This is a genomic window from Rubripirellula amarantea (genome assembly GCF_007859865.1).
Lineage (GTDB): Bacteria > Planctomycetota > Planctomycetia > Pirellulales > Pirellulaceae > Rubripirellula > Rubripirellula amarantea.
This window is the reverse complement of sequence record NZ_SJPI01000001.1, coordinates 1,599,597-1,621,858: the sequence shown is the minus strand read 5'-3', so window position 1 is coordinate 1,621,858 and position 22,262 is coordinate 1,599,597. Positions and strand designations below refer to the sequence as shown.

At 52.4% G+C, this 22,262-nt stretch carries 18 protein-coding genes and 1 tRNA gene; 7 read left to right on the top strand and 12 right to left on the bottom strand.

Annotated elements, in window-relative coordinates; genetic code table 11:
* Positions 1–184 precede the first annotated feature (184 nt).
* The 6 genes from Pla22_RS05875 to Pla22_RS25155 form a co-directional block, all read right to left on the bottom strand.
* Positions 185–3,367, bottom strand: coding sequence for a sulfatase-like hydrolase/transferase (locus tag Pla22_RS05875; RefSeq protein ID WP_146513789.1), 3,183 nt, complete (start codon positions 3,365–3,367; stop codon positions 185–187).
* 213 nt (positions 3,368–3,580) lie between these two features.
* Positions 3,581–4,945 carry a Gfo/Idh/MocA family protein gene (locus Pla22_RS05870; protein WP_146513788.1) on the bottom strand — a complete coding sequence of 455 codons (1,365 nt, stop codon included), beginning with the start codon at positions 4,943–4,945 and terminating at the stop codon, positions 3,581–3,583.
* Positions 4,946–4,982: 37 nt separating this feature from the next.
* The gene (locus Pla22_RS05865) at positions 4,983–5,990 is read right to left on the bottom strand and encodes a formylglycine-generating enzyme family protein (RefSeq protein ID WP_146513787.1); all 1,008 of its coding nucleotides are present in this window, start codon (positions 5,988–5,990) and stop codon (positions 4,983–4,985) included.
* 482 nt (positions 5,991–6,472) lie between these two features.
* The gene (locus Pla22_RS05860; protein ID WP_146513786.1) at positions 6,473–7,012 is read right to left on the bottom strand and encodes a hypothetical protein; all 540 of its coding nucleotides are present in this window, start codon (positions 7,010–7,012) and stop codon (positions 6,473–6,475) included.
* A gap of 140 nt (positions 7,013–7,152) precedes the next feature.
* Positions 7,153–8,706 (bottom strand): sulfatase, encoded by a 1,554-nt coding sequence (locus Pla22_RS05855; protein ID WP_146513785.1) that lies wholly within the window; start codon positions 8,704–8,706, stop codon positions 7,153–7,155.
* A gap of 432 nt (positions 8,707–9,138) precedes the next feature.
* Positions 9,139–9,285, bottom strand: a complete 147-nt coding sequence (locus tag Pla22_RS25155; protein WP_165440533.1) for a hypothetical protein — start codon at positions 9,283–9,285, stop codon at positions 9,139–9,141.
* Here Pla22_RS25155 and Pla22_RS05850 point away from each other — a divergent pair.
* Positions 9,260–9,345 (top strand) — tRNA-Leu (locus Pla22_RS05850). The genes Pla22_RS25155 and Pla22_RS05850 overlap by 26 nt on opposite strands.
* A 76-nt stretch (positions 9,346–9,421) precedes the next feature.
* Here Pla22_RS05850 and Pla22_RS05845 read toward each other — a convergent pair.
* Positions 9,422–10,942, bottom strand: a complete 1,521-nt coding sequence (locus Pla22_RS05845) for a DUF1570 domain-containing protein (RefSeq protein WP_146513784.1) — start codon at positions 10,940–10,942, stop codon at positions 9,422–9,424.
* A gap of 162 nt (positions 10,943–11,104) precedes the next feature.
* Between Pla22_RS05845 and Pla22_RS05840 the strand changes: the two genes are divergently transcribed.
* The 4 genes from Pla22_RS05840 (at position 11,105) to Pla22_RS05825 (ending at position 15,103) form a co-directional block, all read left to right on the top strand.
* A complete protein-coding gene (locus Pla22_RS05840; RefSeq protein WP_146513783.1) occupies positions 11,105–12,385 on the top strand; it encodes a hypothetical protein in 1,281 nt (426 codons plus the stop codon).
* Positions 12,386–12,975: 590 nt separating this feature from the next.
* Complete coding sequence (locus Pla22_RS05835) at positions 12,976–13,719, top strand: 3-keto-disaccharide hydrolase (RefSeq protein WP_146513782.1); 744 nt, start codon at positions 12,976–12,978, stop codon at positions 13,717–13,719.
* An 87-nt stretch (positions 13,720–13,806) separates the two neighbouring features.
* Positions 13,807–14,427 carry a hypothetical protein gene (locus tag Pla22_RS05830; RefSeq protein ID WP_146513781.1) on the top strand — a complete coding sequence of 207 codons (621 nt, stop codon included), beginning with the start codon at positions 13,807–13,809 and terminating at the stop codon, positions 14,425–14,427.
* A 100-nt stretch (positions 14,428–14,527) separates the two neighbouring features.
* Positions 14,528–15,103 (top strand): hypothetical protein, encoded by a 576-nt coding sequence (locus Pla22_RS05825; RefSeq protein ID WP_242631822.1) that lies wholly within the window; start codon positions 14,528–14,530, stop codon positions 15,101–15,103.
* 59 nt (positions 15,104–15,162) lie between these two features.
* On the opposite strand, the gene Pla22_RS05820 is transcribed toward Pla22_RS05825, so the two are convergent.
* A complete protein-coding gene (locus Pla22_RS05820; protein WP_146513780.1) occupies positions 15,163–16,104 on the bottom strand; it encodes a DUF1559 domain-containing protein in 942 nt (313 codons plus the stop codon).
* 210 nt (positions 16,105–16,314) lie between these two features.
* Between Pla22_RS05820 and Pla22_RS05815 the strand changes: the two genes are divergently transcribed.
* Complete coding sequence (locus Pla22_RS05815; protein ID WP_146513779.1) at positions 16,315–17,787, top strand: hypothetical protein; 1,473 nt, start codon at positions 16,315–16,317, stop codon at positions 17,785–17,787.
* A gap of 12 nt (positions 17,788–17,799) precedes the next feature.
* Here the strand turns inward: Pla22_RS05815 and Pla22_RS05810 are convergent, their stop codons facing one another.
* Together Pla22_RS05810 and Pla22_RS05805 are read right to left on the bottom strand one after the other, a co-directional pair.
* Positions 17,800–18,789 carry an SDR family oxidoreductase gene (locus tag Pla22_RS05810; RefSeq protein WP_146513778.1) on the bottom strand — a complete coding sequence of 330 codons (990 nt, stop codon included), beginning with the start codon at positions 18,787–18,789 and terminating at the stop codon, positions 17,800–17,802.
* A gap of 101 nt (positions 18,790–18,890) precedes the next feature.
* A complete protein-coding gene (locus tag Pla22_RS05805; RefSeq protein WP_146513777.1) occupies positions 18,891–19,670 on the bottom strand; it encodes an NRDE family protein in 780 nt (259 codons plus the stop codon).
* A 367-nt stretch (positions 19,671–20,037) separates the two neighbouring features.
* Between Pla22_RS05805 and Pla22_RS05800 the strand changes: the two genes are divergently transcribed.
* Positions 20,038–20,319: a FliM/FliN family flagellar motor switch protein gene (locus Pla22_RS05800; protein WP_146513776.1), complete on the top strand. Its 282-nt coding sequence runs from the start codon at positions 20,038–20,040 to the stop codon at positions 20,317–20,319.
* Between the two features lie 113 nt (positions 20,320–20,432).
* Here the strand turns inward: Pla22_RS05800 and Pla22_RS05795 are convergent, their stop codons facing one another.
* Entirely contained in the window at positions 20,433–21,248 is an 816-nt protein-coding gene (locus tag Pla22_RS05795) for a sugar phosphate isomerase/epimerase family protein (RefSeq protein ID WP_146513775.1), read from the bottom strand.
* A gap of 77 nt (positions 21,249–21,325) precedes the next feature.
* Positions 21,326–22,261 carry an aldo/keto reductase gene (locus Pla22_RS05790; RefSeq protein ID WP_146513774.1) on the bottom strand — a complete coding sequence of 312 codons (936 nt, stop codon included), beginning with the start codon at positions 22,259–22,261 and terminating at the stop codon, positions 21,326–21,328.
* Position 22,262 lies beyond the last annotated feature (1 nt).

Here is a 22,262-nt window from a genome sequence, read left to right as displayed (position 1 = left end):
TGATGCAACAGGCAAGCAAAACAGAACGCATTTGATTTTCCGTATCAGGATAAAGCCTTCTAATCAACACGAAGCAAGTACCCAAGCAGCGATTTTCTATGCTGTGAATTCGATAGCTGGGAATCTCGCGCGTCGGTGCAATCGTGACCAACCACGTGCAATCGAATACTTGACGCTTGCTCGGTTACTGGTCGTCGGCAATAGTGAATTTGATAAAGTCGATGTCTCCGACGCCACCCGACTCTCCATCTTTATCCATCACCAGTTTCATTGTTTGCCGACCTTGAGTTAATGAAACTCCACTTTTTCGGATCGACTTCAGAATCTCCCAACCACCCGTGTCGGGGATATCAATCGGCCCAGTCACATCCTTCCCATCAAATTCAAGATGGAAGGCACCGCCACTCTTGTCCGACGCGACGGAGATCTCAAGATCATAAACTCCCGTTTGAGCAACTTCCACGGTGTAGACCAGCCACTCATCTTCTTGAGTCCATCCAACTCCGTGTCCGTTGGAAGCGTCACTTCGCTTCTCGATGTCGACTTGTGTTGCTTCGCGATAACTTTCGCCACGGTTCTGTGTGTCAACATCGTGGTACGCTATTCCCGCTTCACCCTTGTCCCAGTGTTCAGCCTCAATTTTTCCGGGAATCGCATTGGGTTTGCCGCGAAACGATTCAGTGCCGCGAACGACGATGGTTTGAATTCCATCAACGGGCAGCGTAGCGTTCCATTCTAAGACTGCGGATTTGAGTCGCCTGGTCACTTGCTTGTTCTTACTTGAGACATTGACTGTCTCGCCGACATCGCGTTTTAGATTGAACAACTGAGTTCCCGATCCATCAAGGTTGCAAACCAACTTCCAATTTTGGTCACGAACGGCGAGGTCAGGACAGGGACGCGCAGCAGTGCCGGGACGATCAGGCGGACGTCGCCAAAACAACGGTCGACTTCGATTTTCTTGAGAGAACCCTAGTAGCGCCGCGAGAAGGTTCTCGCCATCGCTTCGGTAGTTTTCAGGAGTCGGTGCATCGGCCATTGCGATGAGAGAAGCGACAAGATCAACGCTGGAAAGGATCGTGGTTTCGTTGACCGAACCCATGGACTCGGGGTGAATCAATTTTGGTCCCCATACAATCAACGGACTGCGAATTCCACCTTCCCACAATTCTCCTTTGTGCCCTCGCAGCGATCCCGCGCTGCCGGCCCCAGGCTCCGGTCCGTTATCGCTAGCGATCAAAATGAGAGTATTATCGCGTAGCGTTTCGTCGTTTTCGATGCGACTGATTAGCTCGCCGAGCTGATCGTCCATCGCTTTCAATACACCGTGATACAGCGATCGTTTTTGTTCATCGTCACGCAATGCTTTCGGTGGAAAGAACGGCGAATGGACGTCATCGGGCCAGACATTCACAAAGAAGGGTGTCTTGGTAGCGACGGCATCGTCGATAAATTGCAACGCTCGATCAACAAATCGTTTGGTGACCACAGACCGATCTTCCCATTCAATGGGCCCATGTCCGAGCTTGTCACTACCTAGTGCATGGGGCACGGCAGGCTTGCCGTCATAGGCATCCTTTAACGGTAATACGCGAGGACCAAGGCCCTCAAAGTTGGTCAACGAAGCCGCGAAACCGTACTTTGTGATTAACGGTGCATCCCCAACATCACGTTGGCCGCCCATGTGCCATTTGCCAAAGTGGCCCGCTGTGTATCCGACTTTGCTCAGCATCCGCGGCAGCGTAGGTGCGGTGACATCAAGCCACTGTGCCATCCCACGTTCGCGGTTGCGGTTGCGGTTGTCCAGGTACGAAGTGATTCGATGCCGAGCTGGATAGTGCCCCGTAGTCAGTGCAGTGCGCGAGGGTGAGCAGATGGGACTGTTGACATAGAAATTGGTAAAACGAATTCCAGCATTGGCTAACCGATCAATGTTGATCGTTTGAACCGTCCCACCGAAGCAGGACAAATCAGCCCAGCCCATATCATCAATGAAAATCGTGATGATATTTGGCTTAGGACCGACACGAGGCAACAATTCGGGCATCCCAAAGACCGATTGGGTGTCGCCCTGATCTTGCATCCAAGAGACCAATCGTTCCTTCATCTCAGCCAAACGGGCGGCGTGTTCCTGGGCGGTTGCCAAATTCGTTTGTTCCAACGGATCGTTCTGCAAATCGAATAGCTCTAACCGTGGCCGTTCGTGGTAGCGCCGAACTTTGTCGGCTGCTGACGAGTCCGTTTTAGCTTGCTCGATCCAACTGTCCCAGTAACTGTCCTCGTCACGAACCTTTGTCACGTGAGAGGTAAAACGAAACTCGGGACGCAAGTTGATGATTAACTTCCAACGTTGTGTACGAATGCTACGAGACGGAAAGACATTCATATTCCCATCGCCACTATGCACGGTAAAGATTGCGTCCGAGTGCGTTTGCGTCTTGCCTTGAAGAACGGGCAAGATCGAACGGCCATCAAGTTCTTGGTCGGGTTGCCCGCCTGCTGCATCCACCAAAGTGGGCAATAAATCAACCCAGGAAACCAGGGCTTGCGTTCGTGACTTAGGCACGATGTGTCCCGGCCAAGATGCGATCAGTGGAGTGCGAATCCCATCGTCGTACAAGTTCCACTTTCCAAATGGCCACTGAGCACCATGATCGCTGGTGTGGATGAACAACATGTTCTCGCCAAATTTTTCACGAGCCAAGTCGTACACTTCACCTAGTTCACGATCCATCGTATGAACCGCTTCGCAGTAACGAGCTCGCGCTAGGCGGGTTTCCTTTGTGTCGACGTGGGTCGAAGGCACTGAAACCTCGTCGGGCGAATAATGTTCACTTGTGGGCCAAGGCACGTGAGGCCAATTAGTACCCACAAACAGGCACAGCGGCTTGGATGAATTTCGTTCGCGAAGCCATTTTAGTGACTCCGGGACCGCCACATCTTCATGGTATTGATAGTGTCGGGCGACATCGAAACCGTACTCGGGGGTATGCTTGTAGTGGCCGACCTTTCCGAACGAGACGACTTCGTATCCGAGTTCCTGCAAGTAGGCAGGCAACTTCTTAATCTCGGCCTTCGGTCTTGAATGGTTAGCCTCGGCTTGATTTCGAGCTGGCATCAAACCTGTCAGCAAAGCCGCTCGGCTAGGTGCACATGATGGTGAAGCAACAAACGCTTGGTCGAAGGTCATGCCGTCGGCGGCCAACCTCGCCATGTTCGGCGTTGCCAGTTCGGTCGACCCGTAGACCGATGAATCGGTAATTGTGTGATCGTCCGACAAGAAGACGACAATGTTTGGCGGACTATCCCCATGGACGCTAAAGCTACCCATGGCGACCATCAACAGCATGAGACTAATAGGTTTCATCAGAAGCAGTCTCTCTCATTCGTTGTATCAAACACGAAATACTCGTTCATCGTACGAGCATCACACTTCCAAGCTGAGTCACTCACGCGAGTCGCAGCAACTTGTTCCGACCGAGCCGACATCGCTCTCTGCGACCCACAACATTGCTTAGCAACACCGGCACCAATGCCTATCAGTCTCGCTACCGAACTTTAGAAAATACCTGACTCGCACCTACGCGTATTCGCGGTCCTTCAATAACCCAGGCTGCGGAACACTGTAAGTACCGTCTTCATTGGGCATGATCGGCGCGGGACCCTCAGGAGACAGTTTGTCCGCGTCCGGAGCAAACTCATGAGGGCAATTGAGCATCTGGTCGTAAGTGATCTCTTGCCCGGTATGTGCCGACATACGTCCCATGCTCGTTACCAAACTTGCCTCCACACCGCGAGGCACTTCATTGTAGGGCTTGTCATTGATGATCGCGTCGACGAGATCAACCCATTCCAACTCGTAAGGATTCTTCTCGGGCTGAGGATACTTCCACGTAATCTCTTTCCGATCCGCGTTTTGGCCACTAAACGTCTTCACCTTGCCTGGCGTATGCCCGGACGTTGAAACGATCGCTGAACCTTTGCTGCCGTGAACCATACTCGACATATCGTTCTTGCAACCCAACATCGTGCGACCGTTGAAGTGCAATTTCGTGCCGTCGTCATAGGTATACTCGACACTGTAATGATCAAAGTTCTGATCGATGTAATCGCCTCGATAATGCCGACCGCCCAACGCATGAGCTTTGATCGGCCAAGCGTTCTTCATCCAAGACGTTTCGTCGATCTGATGAATGTAGAAATCGCTGAACAAACCTCCGCTGGCCCATAAAAAGCTGTGGAACCGTTCGATCTGAAACATCGTCTCCGATTGATCGTCTGGCTTGCGAGTCGAAAACGCAGACGCTACTGGACCATGCATTCGGTAGGCACGCATCGAGATGATGTCGCCAATCTCACCATCCTGGATTCGTTGGTGCAGTTCTTGACGACCTCGACAGTGACGAACCATCAAACCGACTGCACACTTAAGGTTCTTGGCATCAGCTTGCGCCGAAAGATCCAACATGCGTTTAGCGCTGGGGCCATCGGCGATCACGGGTTTTTCCATGAACACATGCAATCCACGCTCGATAGCGTACTGGTAGTGAACCCATCGAAACGCGAGCGGGGTTGCAAACAATGCGATGTCGCCGGGCCGAAGAGTATCCAGTGCCTGCTTGTAGGCTTCGAATCCAACAAACCGGCGTTCGGGTGGCACATCGACCTTGCCAGGTTGTTCTGCGTACTCGTTGCTCAGTGACGAATAACTCAACTGCAAACGATCGGGCACCACATCAGCCATCGCGTGCAAAGTTGTTTGCGCGTTGTCGACCGACAACGCATTGTTAGCGGCACCCGTTCCTCGCCCGCCACAACCAACCAACGCGACTCGAAGCTTGTCATCGGTGGCTTGTCCGTAAACCCGCGGAACGATCAACGTACTTGCTGCGGCAGTTGCCATCCCTGCGGTCTGTAAAAACTTTCGACGTTCAATGGTGGTCATAGAATTAGGTGGGATTGGGGGGAGGGAAGGGAGAGCTCTATTTTCGTGCGCCCGTGGCACTGTTCCAGTATTGCGACATTTCTTCTGCCGATGGGACTTCAAGAGGTCGGATGACCCGAAAACCCAACCACTGGGCATCGGTGTGATACCAAATGCTCTTTGGTAATTGAGGATCTTGATCTTTCCAGCTTCGATCACTGCCGGTGCGAAAGGCTGACCGTAATTGCTCAGGATCGTCGTTCCAACTTCCGCCTCGAACACTGCGAGGATAGAGTCGATCTGGCTTCAACCAGGGATTTCTGGGGATGCCTTTGATCGCCTGGAAGTAATCCTCGACGAAACGATCGGCCGTCCATTCCATGACATTGCCGTGCATGTCGTATAACCCCCATGGATTGGGTTTCTTTTGACCGACTAACTGGTACTTGTCATCGCTGTTGTCATAGTACCAAGCGTAGTCTTCGATTTCGTCCTCGGGGAATGAGTAGGCCGTTTCGGAACCCGCTCGGCATGCGTATTCCCATTCGGCCTCTGTGGGTAAACGATAGAAATGCCCCGTTTGTGCACTAAGCCATTGGCAGTACTTGTTCGCTGCGTGCTGAGTCATGCTGATGGCGGGATAACCTTTTTGCCCCATTCCAAAACTCATCTCGGTATATGGCGGCGTCGGTTGGCTAACTCCATCAACGATCGTGTGAACCTTCGGATCAAAGTCCTTGCGTCCGCCATGCTTCTCGCGATCAACTGCTGTGACCATGAACGGTTCGTACTCGTCCCAAGTCACTTCGCAGCGCCCCATCCAAAACGATGAGACCTCAACTTCGCATACGGGTCCTTCGTTCTCGCGACGATCGACTTCATCCCCAGGACTGCCCATTCGAAACTTGCCACCTCGAATGGAAACCATATCAAACGACACTCCTGTTAACGGAATGGTTTCTTGATAAGACGTCATCTCCTCTTCGGTCGCATTAGCTGATTCAGCTTTAATCTTTTGGTGAATCATCGAGATCAAACTGTCATTGTCATGACTTGCAAACTTCATGACGCCAGAAGAATCGTCCGCTAGTGACTTTCTTACATGAGCGAAGCCAACGACTAAACTCAGCAGCAGAAGGCAAAGGGGGAGCAGTGGGGCCGATCGTTTCAAGGGAATTTCCATAACGTGTCAACAGAACATTAGCACCCCAGAATAACCCATGCCTGAACGACGGGTTACACGTTCATCGTGCCATGCCCAAAACTGTTCTAAACCAATATCGCTTGTGACCCGCTCACACTTATGACTTGGTTCGATACCAACAAAACAAAGACATCGAGGCCTCAAACAACCTAGCAATCTTTATCCTGACGGAAGAGTTGCAAGCGTGCACCAGCAAGCCGACCAGCGCCTGATCTCAATGTGAACATTGGATCGTTCCGCGCGTTAGATAATCTGCGCATTAGATAGGGTTGAGCACGAAAAAAGCGAAGGCAATCACTGAGATCGCCTTCGCATTGATACAGCCACTTCATTGCTGTTTCGACCTAGAAAGGGCTGTAGTGGCCAAGGGTGCTACGGGATCCAGTACCACGACGATGCTGAGGCAACTTGTTGGATCGCACGGTCTTTGTCTTGTTGGTGGAACCTTGGGTCGAGCCTCCTAGATTCTGAGCTCCGTATGCAACGTGCTCGTTACGATCTTCAACAACCGGTCCACTGCTTCCACCAACACGACGACGTGAAAGATTTCCGTGAGGCACACCGTTGGAAGTCCATTGTGTTCCGGTCACGTGCCAGCGGACACCATTGAGGTCTGTTTCGTAGCGGTTAACCTGACGATAGGAACCTGGATCGATCTGGTTGCGGTTGGGATCGAGGTAGCTTTCGCGAACCTTAGTTTGATCAGTGCGAACAACGATCTGCCCGGTGAAGGGGTCGTAATGAGCACCGGTGACCTTTCGACCCGAGTTATAAACCTCTGGGTTAATCCACCCTTGGGCTGAAACATCGGACACGAAGATTGAAGCCAAAATGGCAACGGTGAGGACAAGAATTGCGGTGCGTACGTTTTTGAGCGTGAACATTGGAAGGGCCTTTTCATCGAGCGTTTTTGGTGATTGGTTTTAGCGGTCATCCGCTTCACCAACACCTGCGTCGAAACCCAAAGATTGCCTTAACGCTTTTTCTCAAAAAGATTAGAAACCAGCAAATCTAGCCTTTATCGCTAATCGGCGGCACTTCCCCACCAATCCGGACTCGGTTTCTTTGACTTGTCGAGATAGTCGGCATGCTGACGTTCGAGCTTTGGCATCAGGGTCTCTCGAACTCGCGTCAAACGTTCCTCAAACTTTCGCGCATCAAAGCGAGGGTCAGGCTTGGGTAGCTTGGCACCGGTTTCGTCAAGCCAAGCGTCGAGGCGGCTTCTTAGTTCCGCTTCAACGTCGGGGTGAAGCGAAGCAATCTCCGTTTCTTCAGCCGGATCTTTTTCAATGTCATAAAGCTCCGTTCGACCATCTTCGTGATAGAAAATCAGTTTCCAATTCTTGCTACGAATGATCGACGAAGGTTCGCCTCCTTGGTTGCCATAGTGCGGGTAGTGCCAAAACAGATCTCGGTCCGCGATGGCTCCGCCCTTAAGAACAGGCACCAGGCTGACCCCATCGACGTGTTGTTCAGGCTTCAGCGGCAAACCGGCCAGTTCCAACATCGTCGGGTAGAAGTCCATTCCGATCACGGGAGTCTGCGAAATCGAACCCGGTTTTGTAGTCCCAGGCACATGAATAATGAAGGGCTCGCGGATACCGCCCTCCCATTGCATTCCCTTTCCACCGCGAAACGGCAACAGACTTGTCGAGAACGAATCGCCCGAAGATACGCCTCCGTTGTCAGAGGTAAAAATCACAACGGTGTTCTTGTCGAGACCGGTTTGCTTAAGTTTTTCCATCACGATGCCGACCGCAGTATCAAGCGTCTCGACCATTCCAGCGTAGATCGGATTGTCTTGCACTTGACGGACAGGCAACCGGCGTTGCAATTCGAAGCGGGATTGATTGCCCAATAAGCCCATTTGCTTTGCCTTGTCGCGGTACTTGTTACACAACGCTTCGCGTGTCTGGATCGGTCCGTGAACCGTATAGAACGAAAGGTAAGCCAAGAATGGTTTATCTTGATGCTCGTCAATGAAAGACGCCGTTTCGTTGGCCAAACGAATTGTAAGCGATTCGCCGTCGGGACCGCTCTCAAGCCGAGGATTCTTCCACGGCGCAAAGTACCCGCCGCCCGGACTGCCAACATTCCAGCCACCCTTGTTAATGTCAAAGCCATGATCTTCTGGCCATGAACCCTCAGCCCCAAGATGCCACTTACCGGCAAAGAATGTCGTGTAGCCGCCATCACGGAAGGCTTCAGCGAGAGTGACGTCTTCATGCGGCAGGTTATGTACGTACTCCGCCGGTAACACGCGGTCGTCTCGGTTCCACTTCATTCCCGACGCTGCACCAATCCAATCCGTGATGCCGTGACGAGGCGTAGCCTTTCCAAGCAAAATACTCGCTCGCGATGGACTGCAAACTTGGCATGCGGCGTAGCCTTGATCGAATCGCATTCCCGCATCGGCCAATGCATCAATATTGGGCGTTTCATGAAACGAACTTCCTTCGAACCCTAGGTCCTTGCAACCTAGATCATCAACGAGGAAGAAAACGAAGTTGCGATCCGATGCGACGGCCGCAGTAGCAGTCAAAGCAGCGAGCAGGAGAACGGTAAACCGAGTCATCATTTATCAGTTGCCCATAGGAGCGAATAGCAAAATTGCGAGCTCCCATCATACTGTCGTCGCGTGTCGGTGTTGCAGACTTTCCGCCACCGGCCCACGGCTTGGGGTACCGTGGTGACGAGACACTGAGATGGCAGGCCGATGAGATGGCAGGCCGACGAAGATGGCAGAGGTCCAGGACCAGCAGAAGCCGCGGTTTTGCTGTGGACTGGTTTTACAGAGGGCTGTAATTGCGGACGACTGGGTTGCTGAGAACTTGGGTAGCCAAGCGGTCTCAAGAGCGTCGGAATTGAAACGTTTTGTCGCTACGTAGCCAGCAATGGCCGGTCACGATCGTCGCAGTCGATAAAACAAAGGGCGATAAATACAGGGCACGAACCAACAAAGTTGCTCTGTCTTTCGATGCTGATAGGCGGTTGCCAGCCCGAAGGAGCATTATTCTAATGTTCGGGTGCGAACCAAACGATTCGTACCGTCGTCCGTTTCAAGAATCGACGGCAGCGGCCTAGCCAATGTCCGCATGAAGAAATGCACCAACCCGCGATAAGCGGCACCTGCCCAGGTGGTGGAATTGGCAGACACAGGGGATTTAAAATCCCCCGGCTGGTAACGGCTATGCGGGTTCAAGTCCCGCCCTGGGCATTGGGATCTTTTAGCCTGTGGTGTTGGACACGGCCTTCTTGTTGGATTGCCGGAAATGAGTCTGGCGACTAAATCGTTACGGTTGGGCGGCTAGCTTTTCGGCGTCAGTTCGAAGTCCTTGCATATAAGATCGCCATTCCAAATCGAGCTTTTCTAAGTCGCCGAAACACTGCTTGAACGTTTTGAGTACTTTCGCTTGCCAGACTTCGTCGCGAGTGGTTTCAAAATCATCGACGGCCATCTTGCGATAAAACTCAATGAGTTTGTCCAGGTGCTTTTCCATCAAGAAGTGAGTCAACGCCCAAGCTTGTCCGTAGGCTGCCAACTGCGAAAAGTGATCGCCTGCCTCGTCAAAAATCCTGTCGGTGACGACATACTCAATCGAGGAACGCTCTGGATCGAGTGCCAAGATTCGGTAGTAACCCAAACGCGTTTCATTGACCGCACCGATACCAGACCACGTCGCATCTTTCGGTGCCTCAAAATAGCTCGCCAATCCTTCGTGAGCCCAACGCACTTGGAATCGTTCGCGACTCAATAGATCGCTGTTCGCTGCCAGTTGGTGTGTGGCCTCATGAGTGACGACTTCAATCTCTTCGTCCTCGACGATAATATCCATGATCAGTTCGAGCGTCTTGGCAAATCGGATGAACTCACCAGCCCCACTGACTTCGCCACGTAATTGAGCTCGCTTAAGACTCTCTCGAGACTGGCTGAGCATCTTGCTCGTTTCACTTAAACCGGCAAAGGCATGGTCCGATCGCTGCTGGTAGTAGATCGCGATGTTTTCCTTAGGTGAATAGAACCCCGATGCCATTTTTAGCGATGGATCAAGCAATCTAACGAAATTCAAATAGTCGCCATGGTTGTTGAACAGCACGACTCGCATCGGTTCACGAGGAACCTTCAATGGGTAACCTTCCAAGGCGTACTTCATGTAAAAGCTGTCATAAACCTTTTCAAGCAACTGAAGCCGGTATCTTGAGACAGGCATCTTTAAAATCGGGTCGTCGTTTTCCGGTGTGTCGTGCAATAGAATAAAATGACGACTACGAGCGACCTTCATGTCCTCGTTCTTAACGAACGCTCTTATTTCTTCTTCGATGTTCGGCGATGAAGGAACGGTTCCCCGGCGATAGCGAGTCAACGCAAGCATAAGCTTGACCCTACGATTGTCAGGATCGACCTTCCAAGCCTCTTTGATCGCTTCATCCGCCTGCTTGATCAAGGCATGCTCTACGCACCATAAAGCGAGCTTCAGGTAAGCGTCGGCCGTCCCCCCTCGCTTTGCTTCAAGTCGTTCGTTGGCGTAAAGCTTTTTCGTGCTGGTCGTGCGTACGATTTTGCAGTCTTGCGCCGAAAAGTGCAGGGTGCCTCGAGGATGGCGGTACGAGATTGTTCCGCCTACGTTCACGTCAACGTTCCCCATCAACTGAACGGTCATGTCCGTTCCCGGAGGTGAATAGATCAGCAAATCTGCAACTGCGCGTTTTGCCGTGGTGGCTAATCCGATGACTACGACGCAGAGCGAGAAAAGATACGCAACTTTGCTACCGAGAAGCCTTGTATCAGCCAAGCGTGAGTGAGAGCAGACCATGCAATTGCCTCATGTATTCCAACGAGTAGACCGGGGTGGGTTCACCGGAGTGCCCCAAAGTAGGCCATGATTGCCGCAGATAAAAAATAGAGTTCTGATAACAGGATACTAAAGTAGCCCAAGCCGTTTACCCGTTTTACTTATTCAAAGTCCTTTGCAATCGTGAATTCACAGGAAGACGCACCGCTTCTATCTCGCTTCTGGGCCTTGGCGTTGATGGCTTTGTTGATCGCTACTTGGCCACTGTGGTGGGTTACGTCGCAGCCAGGATCGCTTCCTTCCCTACCATTGCTTGACATCGTACGCAAAGTCGATGGACAGGTGGCCTCTCGAATCGCAACCTTTGTCATGTCGGGGACACTGATGGCGATCGGGATCCTCGGAAACTACATCAAGAATGCATGGCGTCGCAAAGCGTGGGCGTGCGTGGCTATTTGCCTGACCTTGCTGTTTGCATTGGATCAACATCGACTCCAACCTTGGGCTTACCAATCTTTCTTTTACGCGATCATCTTTGCGTTTGCTCCGACGTGCCAGATTGCTCGACACTGGATCTTGGTTTTGATGACGAGCGTTTATCTGTATAGCTCCCTGGGAAAGTTTGACTATCAGTTCGTTCATACGGTCGGCCACGATTTCGTCCTTCACATGCTCAAACTCCCAAAGGACGTACTTGGCGTGGGGTGGTTCGATGGACTCGCCGTTGACGAAATTGCGACGAGGCTCTGCTTTGCGCTTCCGGTCACTGAGTTTCTGGCGGCGGTGATGCTGCTGCCTAAGAGGACACAGCGTTTCGCACTAGTGATTGTCATCTTCATGCATGCCACGTTGATCGGATTACTCGGGCCATGGAGTCTCGGACACAGTTGGGGTGTCGTCGTGTGGAATGTCGCGCTGTTGATTCAAGCGTTGATCTTCCTGATGACGTTGCACCGTAATGAAATGCAAGACCACGTCGGGATTCAACCCAATGACGTTCCACGCCCCCGTTCGCGATTATGGTCCATTGCTCGGATCCTAATCATCGTCGCATGCGTGGCTCCGCTTGCTGAAAGAGCCGGTTATTGGGATCACTGGTTGTCGTGGTCGCTATATTCGCCTCATACCAGCGGCGCGGACATCGAAATTCATCAGTCAGTCGTCGATAAATTACCTGAGCAGACTCAAAGGTTTGTCGAAGACGACCAAGACGGCGATGGTTGGCATTTTGTTTCTCTGCAACGATGGTCAATCGAAACATGCTGGGCACCGATTTACCCGCAAGCTCGGTACCAAATTGCAGTCGCGGACGATCTCGCTCGCCGCTACCAGATCGATCGAGGCATACGAGTGATCGAACGAAGCGCTTCGGATCGCTGGACAGGCCAAAGGGAGCAACGATGGTTGGTCGGTAACAACGAGATCGCCAAGCGTCTTCGCGAGTCGTGGTTTTACTCGTTCTGACGTTTGCGTTGATCACTGCGACCACCCGAGCGCGTGTAGAAGATGACTCGCTTCAATTCGTCAATTGCAGTGCAGGATAGATCGGAATCAACGAAGCATCGTTACCGCTGGGAACAAAGACGGCATCTTTCAGCATGCACGAGAAAATTGCAGCTAAGCCCACGCTAACAAGACCGCCAAATCGCCCCAACTAGCAAGAGTCAGCAGACCAAACTCTGGTGAGCGATTTTCGAAACGGGGGACGGTGCAATCCAACGGGGGACGATGCAATCCATTGCACTACCGCCGTCAATCGGGTGGGTCGACCCATCAATTGGATGGATCAGGCTGATTTGGACACTTGCAACGAATAGGTCAGACTTCAAGCGAAGTGAAACGGCTACGTGGTATGACTTCACCAGCCAAAGCTGGGCAATTTCTCGAGGATTTCCGCCTCGGTTTGCGTCTTCAGGATTGTTTCTCACTATCATTTGAGCTGCCCGCCATGATGGGGCATACTTGAATTAGTGTTCCGACTCACTTCAGTCGCCTACCTAAGTCTCTCTCCCACACATTCTCTCCTTCCTCACAATCCCTCGGTGATTTTTCCAATGAAACGATCCCTTCAGCTTCTATTGATTGCGTTCCTATTCACTCCTTCTTTGTCGGCGGAAGACTTGGTCACAACAGTACCGACTGAAGCTGCGGGGATGACCCAGCTTTTCAACGGCGAGGACCTTACCGGATGGGATGGCGACCCGCGACTTTGGTCCGTGAAGGACGGTGTTATCTATGGCGAAACGACTCCCGAAAATGTTGCAAAAGGCAATACTTTTCTGATTTGGAAAGGCGGCACGCTGAAGGATTTTGAATTGCGTTTGTCGTTTCAATGCAATGCAACCAATAATTCAGGGATTCAATACCGTTCAAAGCATATTACAGACGATTCGGCGAAGAATGACTGGGTTGTCCGTGGTTACCAACATGAAGTTCGCAACGAGGAAATCTTCCCTAACGTCTCCAGTTTCATTTATGACGAAGGCGGATCGCGAGGAAGAATTTGCATGGTGGGTGAGCAAGCGGTTTGGACATTGGATGGAAAGACCGTCGTGCGTGACGACCTAATTTCCGAAAATGAGTTCAAAGATCTGATGAAGGTCGACGACTGGAATGAGGTCGTGATCATTGCGAAAGGAAACCATATCCAGCATTACCTGAATGGTCGCTTGGTGTTGGACTTCACAGATGAACACTCCGAAAAGAAACTGCTTGAAGGAGTCCTCGCGTTGCAATTGCATGCCGGAAAACCCATGTGGACCAAATTTCGAGATATCCGAATCCGTGACCTGAAGTAGGTCGGCTGACGCGGGGCTTTCATAATCCCGCGACAAGCCGATAATGAACCCGCCGGCCTTATTCCATCAAAAACGTAGGAACTCAAGATGCCCCGCAGCAAACCTTTTCTGTTCGCAATGAGTGTCATTGTTTTGTTGACCTCGTTCGACACCAGCTTCTGGACCAATTCTTCCAACGCTGCTGAGGCGAAGGCTGCTTCAAATAGCTCAGCGAAAGGCTTGCAAGCGGGTGATCCTTTGGGTGCGTTTCGCGTTATCAAAGTCGCTGGCGCGGTCGATGATACGATCGAACCGGGTGATACGCTGTGTTATCGATGTCGATACGGGTCGAGCCCCATGGTTTTGGTTTTCGCTCGCAAACCATCCGACGGTTTAGTGAATCTTGCGAAGCAACTTGATCAGTCGCTTCGCAAGAATTCGGACGAAAAGCTTAAGGGTCTCGTCACGTTTCTTGGTGACGAAGTCCCGACGCTTAAGGAACATGCCGCTTCCCTGGCGGGTGAACTTGGCGAAACGTTGCTGCCGATCGTTGTCGCCGAAGATTCCAAAACTGGTCCGTTGGAATATCAACTTTCCAGTTCGGATGCAGTGACCGTGATCATTGCTCAGGACAGCCAAGTGGTGGGGACGCTTGTGTTTTCAGAAGATTCAATCGATGCAAAGAAGGTCGTTGATTCGATCAAGGCAATGTTGAGCGAACCAAACTAAAAGCCGGGGCCAACTAGAAGTCTGGGCTATCTAATAGTCGGGACGATCGGAACAGAGCCTGCCGTTGCCAACCCTTCCTGGCAAAAGTGAAGCGACCTTCATGTGGAAATTAAGTGCAGCAAGGCGATTGGGTTGGCATCCGCTTGATCGTTGGCATCCACTTAATAAACGTGCGCTGTTTGATAAGATTGCGCTGCTTGATAAAAGCGCGCTGCTTTTAGTGATCCTCTTCGTCAGCCCTGCTGGCTGCAACCGATCGTCCGCTCCACCACTGCACTACGTCCGTGGAATCGTTCGTTTCCCCGACGGCGTTGTGTTGCGTGACGGAACAGTTGAATTTGAAAGCCTGGAGTACCAAAAGTTCGGTTTGGAAAACCCAGTCACGGCAAGGGGTAAGATTCAACCTGATGGGAGCTTCCTTCTTGGGACTTACGCTGCTGATGATGGTGCGTTGGCGGGCGAACATCGAGTCGTCGTCATTGCTTATCACGATATCGGCAACGGTGCCGAACGACCTGGGATGATCCCAACCGCGACGTTGGATCGACGTTATTCCAGCTATCGCACCAGTCCCCTTCGACAGACTGTTCAACCGAATGACAACGGAATAATCATCGAAGTCGAATACGCCAGTTCACGCGTCGATGTCAGCGATACCTCGGGCCGGAAAGACTAACGCTTCGACTTAGCGATGCCACGCTATGAGGATCAATGCTGGCAGAAGCGCTGGCCGGTTCAGTTGTCTTTGGCGAACTCGCCATCGTTTCGGGATGTGAGTCGGCCAAGTAGCTCGGTCGACATATTAACGTCGAACACGCGAACACTACCATCGGCGAAAACAAAGTTCACACCGCCTGTGTGGTAGCTGCCGAAATTGGTTTGATACTCGTCGTCAGGAAATCGTGCCAATGGGTAACCTGGGCCACCACACCTCGAAAAATTCCCAGGGTGATCACCGTTGTAAATCGCTCCATCCTCCGGTGCGATTCCTTGCCGTAACGGACGCACGTGCTTTTCACCCACGATGACGGTGTGACTGGCCCCGTCAAAGATACTTGCGAAGGTGGTTCGGCTTTTCCAAGTGACCAGCTCTGCGAGCGGCGGCGGGAAATCGCCCTGGGGCACCGTCGGTGGATCGGTAACACCATCGCCGATGATGAACGCACCGCGAGATGAGATCCAATTCCAAACCCCCGGTTCACCGTAACCAGCCGAACAAGCGTAATCCGCGACGGTCCCGGGGACATGCGAACTGGTTTCAAAGGGCGATAGGATGTCGTCCCCCTCAATGCTAAAGACGCCTCCGTCGCGGCGAGTGGGACAATAATAATGCGGGATGCGAGTTAGACGAGCTTTGTCGCTTTGATAATAGTACTTCAGCCGATCATTCCATTGCTCGGGTAAGGCTGTGGATTCCATATGAGGCAAAATCAAGAATGCCCAACTCGTGAAGTGGTCGTAGTTTCGACTGGGCGGTAATTCCTTTCTTTGACTTTCAAAGTTCTGAACGGCTAACCCGATTTGCTTCAAGTTATTGAGACAGTGAGTCTGCCGAGCCGATTCACGCGACGCTTGAACCGCGGGTAAAAGAAGGCCGACTAAGATCGAGATTATCGCGATCACAACCATCAACTCGACGATGGTGAAGGCAGCGTGGCGTTGGGTCTGCGTTTTCATTTCGGTGTGTTGTCCCCGAGTCAGTACATCGGAAGATGCACTCGTGCAAACGTATCACTGACTTGCAAAACTCAGGTATCCGTACGAGTACTGCGAACACTTCGATGCCGTGATCACCTAAATTGTTTTAAGCAACGACTCGCATGATTCTATAGCCCGCAGCATGGGCAAGCGTTCAGTCCGTTTCCATTTTTACCTTTTTTCTTCATCGTGCATCAGCTTTACATCCTTATCGAAGAGACGGCGATTGGCCCATTCACCGGCGTCGAGCTGCGTGAAGCGGCGCTTGCCGGGGTTGTGAACTGGGGCGACGTCATCGGTGCCGGTCCCGATGGTCCATGGTACCGTGCATCCGATATCGGGCTGTTTGACAAAGAAAGCAAAACCGTACTGCCGCATCCACCAGGCACCTTTGTGCCCGAGTACTTTGTTCGTAATGTGCCCGGTTCGCGTGAATCTGCATACCAACTGAACGAGTTGATTTTATTGGCTGCCCGCCAGCGTCTTCCCCACACTGCGGAACTGCAGATACGAGATTCGAATCAATGGCAATCGGTTCATCGCTTGTTGATTCTTCAGGCTTGCCTAACGAACTGGCTTCGATTGACGGACAAGCATAGTGGAGACACCACGCAACCCGACCAGAGCTTGGGGTTTGCCAAAGCAACTCAAACTCAGCCGCAAGACAGTGATAACGTTCCAGCGGCGTTCATGGTCAAGGCATCAAAGTGGACTCGCCTCAAACGTTTCCTCGCCCGGCCTCAAGCCAGGATTGGAATCGCGTGTGGGTTGATCGCATTGCTTGCTCTCGTGTTCGTCATTTGGAGCAATTCGAACACAGTGATCTCGCAAGACCAGATCATCGGTCAATGGGTCGCCTACGAATCCGCAGGTGACGATGACATTGCTACCCTTGGAATCCGATTCAGCCAAGCTGGTGACTTTGTCGCTTGTAACGCAACCGGCCCTTCGTGGACCGGCCGTTATGAACTGAGCGACTTCCAAATTGACAATCAAGGTATTGGTACCGATGAACCGATCACCAGCACAATCGATCAGTCCAGTTCCAATCACCTTCGAGGAAACGTGCTTCGATCGGATGGGCACATTCGATTGAGCGGCTTTGTGAAGGATCCACCTAACCTAGCGGGCCACGCAGTCCGCGACTTTTTTGTCCGTCGCGATGATGAACACTTGCTGGTCGGATATCCCTTGGCCGTCCACTTTGATAGTGACGGGTCGAACACCGAGGTTGCCTGGATCCGATTGATGCGGAAAGAGAACGTTCACTCGGGCTTGATGAGCGATTTGGCTGGCATGGATCAGCAAGTCGTTCTCGATGCGGATGGTAGTTCACCTCGACCGCGTCACGTCGCAGATGCGATCGCGGTGGCAGAGGAAGGTTACGAAGTTGAGTTCAATGGGAAAACAGTCACTCTTCGTCAAAGCCCGGCATACTCGAAGGTCGTTACGATCGCATGGCTGCTTGATCGGTATGGCGTGCCCGACGAGGCGAGACCTTTACTCCCTTACGAAATTCCCACATTGGAAAATTCGGAAGCGGAACGTTTAACGGATGCCAACCTAATCCGCTATCAAGAACTGAAGCTGGTATTCAGCCGCGATGGATCGTTGGTTTACTTGGGCATCGGCAGCAAAGCGTGGATGCCGACCATTCGCTGAGTCCAGCGATTGCTAAGAGGTAGCCATCGTTGCAACCGTTCGGTAGTACTCAATGCTTTGCTTGAGTCCTTGGGCTATCGAGACCTCAGCATCAAATCCAAGGTGATTCCTGGCTTCGCTGACGTCGGCAAGCGAATCACGAACGTCGCCCGCCCGCGGTGGTTCGTGGATCGGTTCAATGTCTTGACCGAGTAACGTGCGAAGTGTGGAAAGCAGCTCTAACAGCGACGTTCGCTGCCCGCGGCCGATGTTGAATGTCATGCCGGCCGCCTTGGGCTGCGTTGCCGCCAACATGTTCGCGCGAGCAACATCCGTGACATAGACAAAGTCGCGAGATTGTTCCCCATCACCGTAGATCACTGGACGATCACCAGAAAGAATCATCGAAACGAACCGAGGAATCACGGCGCTGTATTCACTTTGGGGATCCTGACGCGGACCGAATACGTTGAAATATCGCAGCACGACCGTTTCGAGCCCAAAGCCAGTATTGAACGCACGGCAATAACCCTCAGCCGCCAACTTGGACGCTGCATAGGGGGAAAGCGGAATCGTAGGATCCGTTTCACGTTTCGACACAAACGAGGAATCGCCGTACGCTGCGCTGGTGGAAGCAAGCACGAGTCGCTTGACGTTCGCAGCAGATGCCTCGGCAAGCAGATTCACGGTACTGGTGGCGCACCAATCGTGACACAGTAAAGGTTCACGCATGCTACGCGGAACGCTGGCCATCGCCGAATGGTGAAAGATAAAGTCGATGCCGGCGACTGCATCTTTCACGGTATCGCGATCAGCCGCATCACCATGAAGGACACTCACCTCGGACTTGCCTGCCAAGTGGACAAGGTTCTGTTCATATCCGGTACTGAAATTATCAAGTACACGAACGCTTGCACCAGCAGCGAGCAACGTATCAACAAGGTGCGAGCCAATGAAACCCGCGCCGCCGGTTACGAGGCAGGACGCGCCTTTCAATGCAGAAAGTGAAGATGCAGCTACCATCGCCTGTGAGTTCCTTCATGACAAAGCTGAATGACAACGCGGCAGGAATCGTTCACGCGAAAGTGCACTGGAATCCTGCCGCTTTGATTGGTGATCGAACTCTAGCTTTGAGCCTTTGCCTTGGTTCGAGCTTCACGCAGTCCCCGACTAAGGATATCTCGCAACATCGGCGAGAAGTCCTCGTACTTGGATTGGTCGGGTGCGCCGTTGCTGAACTGATAAATTGCATCGCGAGGTTTTACGCCCAAAGCAATCAACGTACTGCTGACGGTGGCGTAATCGCCGTGGCGTACCACCATGCTGGGACGGCCTGGACCAACCGGACTGCGAGCAAAAACTTTGCTGGCGACAGCCAAGAACTTCACCGGCGAATCAAGGGTCTGAAGCGTTAGCAATCGGCGAGCCATCTGAACGCGTTGGTCGTCGGGATCGTTCAGGTTTCGTGATCCGATGATGTTGAGCCCGTCTTTTAGCTCTACCACTTCTTGGCGTTCATCAGCGTGAATCGCGTAGCCATTCTTCGCATCGGCGACAATGATATTGCAGCCTTCGTAACGAGTCTTAGCGAACTCGGTTTCTGCCTTTTCAAGCGCACGAACCGCTGAGGTGCATCGAAGCAGGTCTAGTGCCAACAGGCCTCGTGAACGCTGCCCGAATAATGGCATCGTCGTCGCACGATTGCATAAGCCGACAAACAACCCATTCTGGTTGACTCCAAGCCAAGTTCCCCCACCCTTTTGGTCAACACCGCATAATACCCTTGGTTTGCCAGATTGAATCGAAGGCGAGAGACTCGGTCGGTCGACGTATTCTTCACGATTGGCTGCGACCAAAATCGGACTCTCGGGAACCAGGCGGTATTGAACAGCCAGTAAGCACATCGCGCAGCTTTCTTTTTCAAAGATCAGTGGTTGAAAAAACGGTGAGCAGAAACGAGATCTCGCCTTACTCCACCGGTTCCTTCAAAGGAGCGGCGGGGGAAGGGAACTCACTTCTGACCTCGCCCAATGTATCTACGGCCCACGCTACTCCACACCCCCTGGCGGGGGGAAAGCATCGAAAATTAGCGTGATGAGTGAGTTTTTCCATGAGTTTAGCGGACTCTGGGCAATCTTTACGGGCTTGTCTGGCCGATACCTAAAGCACTCCGGTGCCTGCTGCGCTTATCTCGGCACGCCACACCGAGGCGTTTCGTTTTCTGTACCACCCCCTGCTAACCACTGACACCTACCCCAAGGAGCCGACTCAATGACTAGTCCTTCGCAAGGGACCGAGGGCACCTTCAGTGGCTACTCAAAGGCTGTTTTGACTATCGAGACAGTGGTCAGCGTCACCTTGGCTCGCAAAAACGTGCCGCTAAACCGAATCGTCGATCTGGTGCCGGGATCCATGTTGACCTTTGACAACCATTGCGATGAACCGCTGGTATTAGAGGCCGGTGGAAAATCAATCGCGACCGGCGAAACCGTCAAGATTGGCGATAAGTTTGGGCTTCGCATCCGTGAAGTCCTCGTTCGCAAAGCTTCTTAGCCACCGTTCGCTAGCCACGTCTTTTTGCTTTCACCGCGCAGATGCACTAAGCCGAAGGCGACGTAGAGCTTCGCAGCGGCAGGAAAGTGGTTTCAAACCGTTCACTGATGCTTCTACGACTGTGTCCAATAGTCGAAGGCGCGTTTGGTCTGACGTGCGGCCTCGTGCGGATCAGGGTAGGGGAATGCTTCGGCACACAAATAGCCGTCGTAACCGATCTCCCGCAGGGCTGCGATGATCGGTGTGTAGTTCATGTGACCAAGTCCCACCGGACGACGATTGCTATCGACAAAGTGAATGTGTCCCACCCACTTCCCGCCGCTAAGGAGTGCTTGGGCAATGTCTGTTTCTTCAATGTTCATGTGGAACAAGTCACACAGCAGTCGCACGTTATCGGTGGATAGCGATTCAAGCAGTGCGACCCCGTCGGCGACCGTGCAACACTGCTTTGTCTCATAGCGATTGAGCGGTTCGTAGATTAACGGGACTTTGTACTGCGCCGCATGGGCACCCCCATCCTCAAGTGCCTCGGCCAAGTATCCTCTCGCGGTTTCGGCGTCGCCGGTATGACCGCTAGGTCCCTGCATTGAACCAATAATCGCTGCTGCACCAAATGCTCCTGCGCAATCAATGATCGATCGCACAAACGACCTTGCCTGTTCGCGTCGACCTGCGTCCGCGTCCGCCAGTTGCAACTTGTGCTTGACCCATCCTGCGCCAGTCCCGAGAGCGGCCAACTTTAACCCAGTCTTGTCCAATAGTTTGCCGAGTGAGTCGGCGTCGATAGCTTCCACCCCTGGCGCAAAAATCTCGACTGCATCGTAACCCAACTCGGCCGCATAATTGACGGATGCTTCGAGTCCATCCCATAGTACAAACGGCCCGCCACGGGCTTCTTCTACGAGACTAATGGTGATGCAGGATTTCATGGGAGATTGTTCAAGAGGTTATAAGGTAGGGAGGCAATTCAATGAGCGCGCAAGAATGGCAGTGCACCGATTGCTAATTATGAATCATTGTTTTCAGGTCGACCCTCGACATACACCCAATTATGAATAGGGGCGAGGATCTCTTTTATTTCGGCGACCAGTTTCTCATCGAGTGGTTCGTCGATCCAATCGCACCACTGCGAAACGCGATCAGGGTTTGCCGAACCGGTGACGCAACTAGCAAAGTCTTCGTTTGCAACACTGTACTGCAGCGCTAACTTTGCGATGTCGGAACCCGCTTCGGCACAATGCTTCGCAGCCTTCGCAGCGCACTCCCGAACTTCGGGCGTTGACTTGTGCCACTCCGGTAACGTCGCGTTGGTCAACAGTCTCGCTGAAAACGGGGCTGCGTTAATTAAGCCGACATTGTGTTCTTTGCATGGCTCAACCAGTGAAAGTGCCATGTCGTTCTGAAGAGTGTAGTGGTTGTAGGTCAGCACAACATCTAGATCGCTGCGTTTGATTGATTCAGTAAATATCTTCATCGGGTAACCGCTCACACCGATGTAAAGAACCTTGCCTTTCTCGACTTCCTTGCGAAGGGCGGGCAACGTTTCATTGATGATTAAATCCAAGTCAACGAACTCGATGTCGTGACAGAACACCATGTCGAGATGGTCGAGCTGCATTCGCTGCAACGAAAGATCCACACTCTCGGCTACTCGCTTAGCGCTAAAGTCGAAGTGCGTTGGCGCAAAACGCCCCAACTTTGTGCTGATGACATAAGAGTCTCGCGGAATGTCGGGAAGCACTTGGCCGAGTAAACATTCGCTCATCCCACGACCATAGTAGGCCGCGGTGTCGACGTAATTCATTCCACGATCAAGTGCCGTTCGGACGCTACGAAATGCTTCTTGAATGTCGATTTTCCGAAACTCAGCCCCAATTGAGGAGGCTCCGAAACCGAGTAGAGAAAGCTCGATGTCCGTGCCGCGGAGATGACGTTTTTGCATG

Bases quoted from the DNA above. Each gene is read 5' to 3' on its own strand.
- Pla22_RS05875 (WP_146513789.1), bottom strand. From the start codon at position 3,367: ATGAAACCTATTAGTCTCATGCTGTTGATGGTCGCCATGGGTAGCTTT.
- Pla22_RS05870 (WP_146513788.1), bottom strand. From the start codon at position 4,945: ATGACCACCATTGAACGTCGAAAGTTTTTACAGACCGCAGGGATGGCA.
- Pla22_RS05865 (WP_146513787.1), bottom strand. From the start codon at position 5,990: ATGAAGTTTGCAAGTCATGACAATGACAGTTTGATCTCGATGATTCAC.
- Pla22_RS05860 (WP_146513786.1), bottom strand. From the start codon at position 7,012: ATGTTCACGCTCAAAAACGTACGCACCGCAATTCTTGTCCTCACCGTT.
- Pla22_RS05855 (WP_146513785.1), bottom strand. From the start codon at position 8,706: ATGATGACTCGGTTTACCGTTCTCCTGCTCGCTGCTTTGACTGCTACT.
- Pla22_RS05845 (WP_146513784.1), bottom strand. From the start codon at position 10,942: ATGGTCTGCTCTCACTCACGCTTGGCTGATACAAGGCTTCTCGGTAGC.
- Pla22_RS05835 (WP_146513782.1), top strand. From the start codon at position 12,976: ATGAAACGATCCCTTCAGCTTCTATTGATTGCGTTCCTATTCACTCCT.
- Pla22_RS05830 (WP_146513781.1), top strand. From the start codon at position 13,807: ATGCCCCGCAGCAAACCTTTTCTGTTCGCAATGAGTGTCATTGTTTTG.
- Pla22_RS05825 (WP_242631822.1), top strand. From the start codon at position 14,528: ATGTGGAAATTAAGTGCAGCAAGGCGATTGGGTTGGCATCCGCTTGAT.
- Pla22_RS05820 (WP_146513780.1), bottom strand. From the start codon at position 16,104: ATGAAAACGCAGACCCAACGCCACGCTGCCTTCACCATCGTCGAGTTG.
- Pla22_RS05810 (WP_146513778.1), bottom strand. From the start codon at position 18,789: ATGGTAGCTGCATCTTCACTTTCTGCATTGAAAGGCGCGTCCTGCCTC.
- Pla22_RS05805 (WP_146513777.1), bottom strand. From the start codon at position 19,670: ATGTGCTTACTGGCTGTTCAATACCGCCTGGTTCCCGAGAGTCCGATT.
- Pla22_RS05800 (WP_146513776.1), top strand. From the start codon at position 20,038: ATGACTAGTCCTTCGCAAGGGACCGAGGGCACCTTCAGTGGCTACTCA.
- Pla22_RS05795 (WP_146513775.1), bottom strand. From the start codon at position 21,248: ATGAAATCCTGCATCACCATTAGTCTCGTAGAAGAAGCCCGTGGCGGG.
- Pla22_RS05790 (WP_146513774.1), bottom strand. From the start codon at position 22,261: ATGCAAAAACGTCATCTCCGCGGCACGGACATCGAGCTTTCTCTACTC.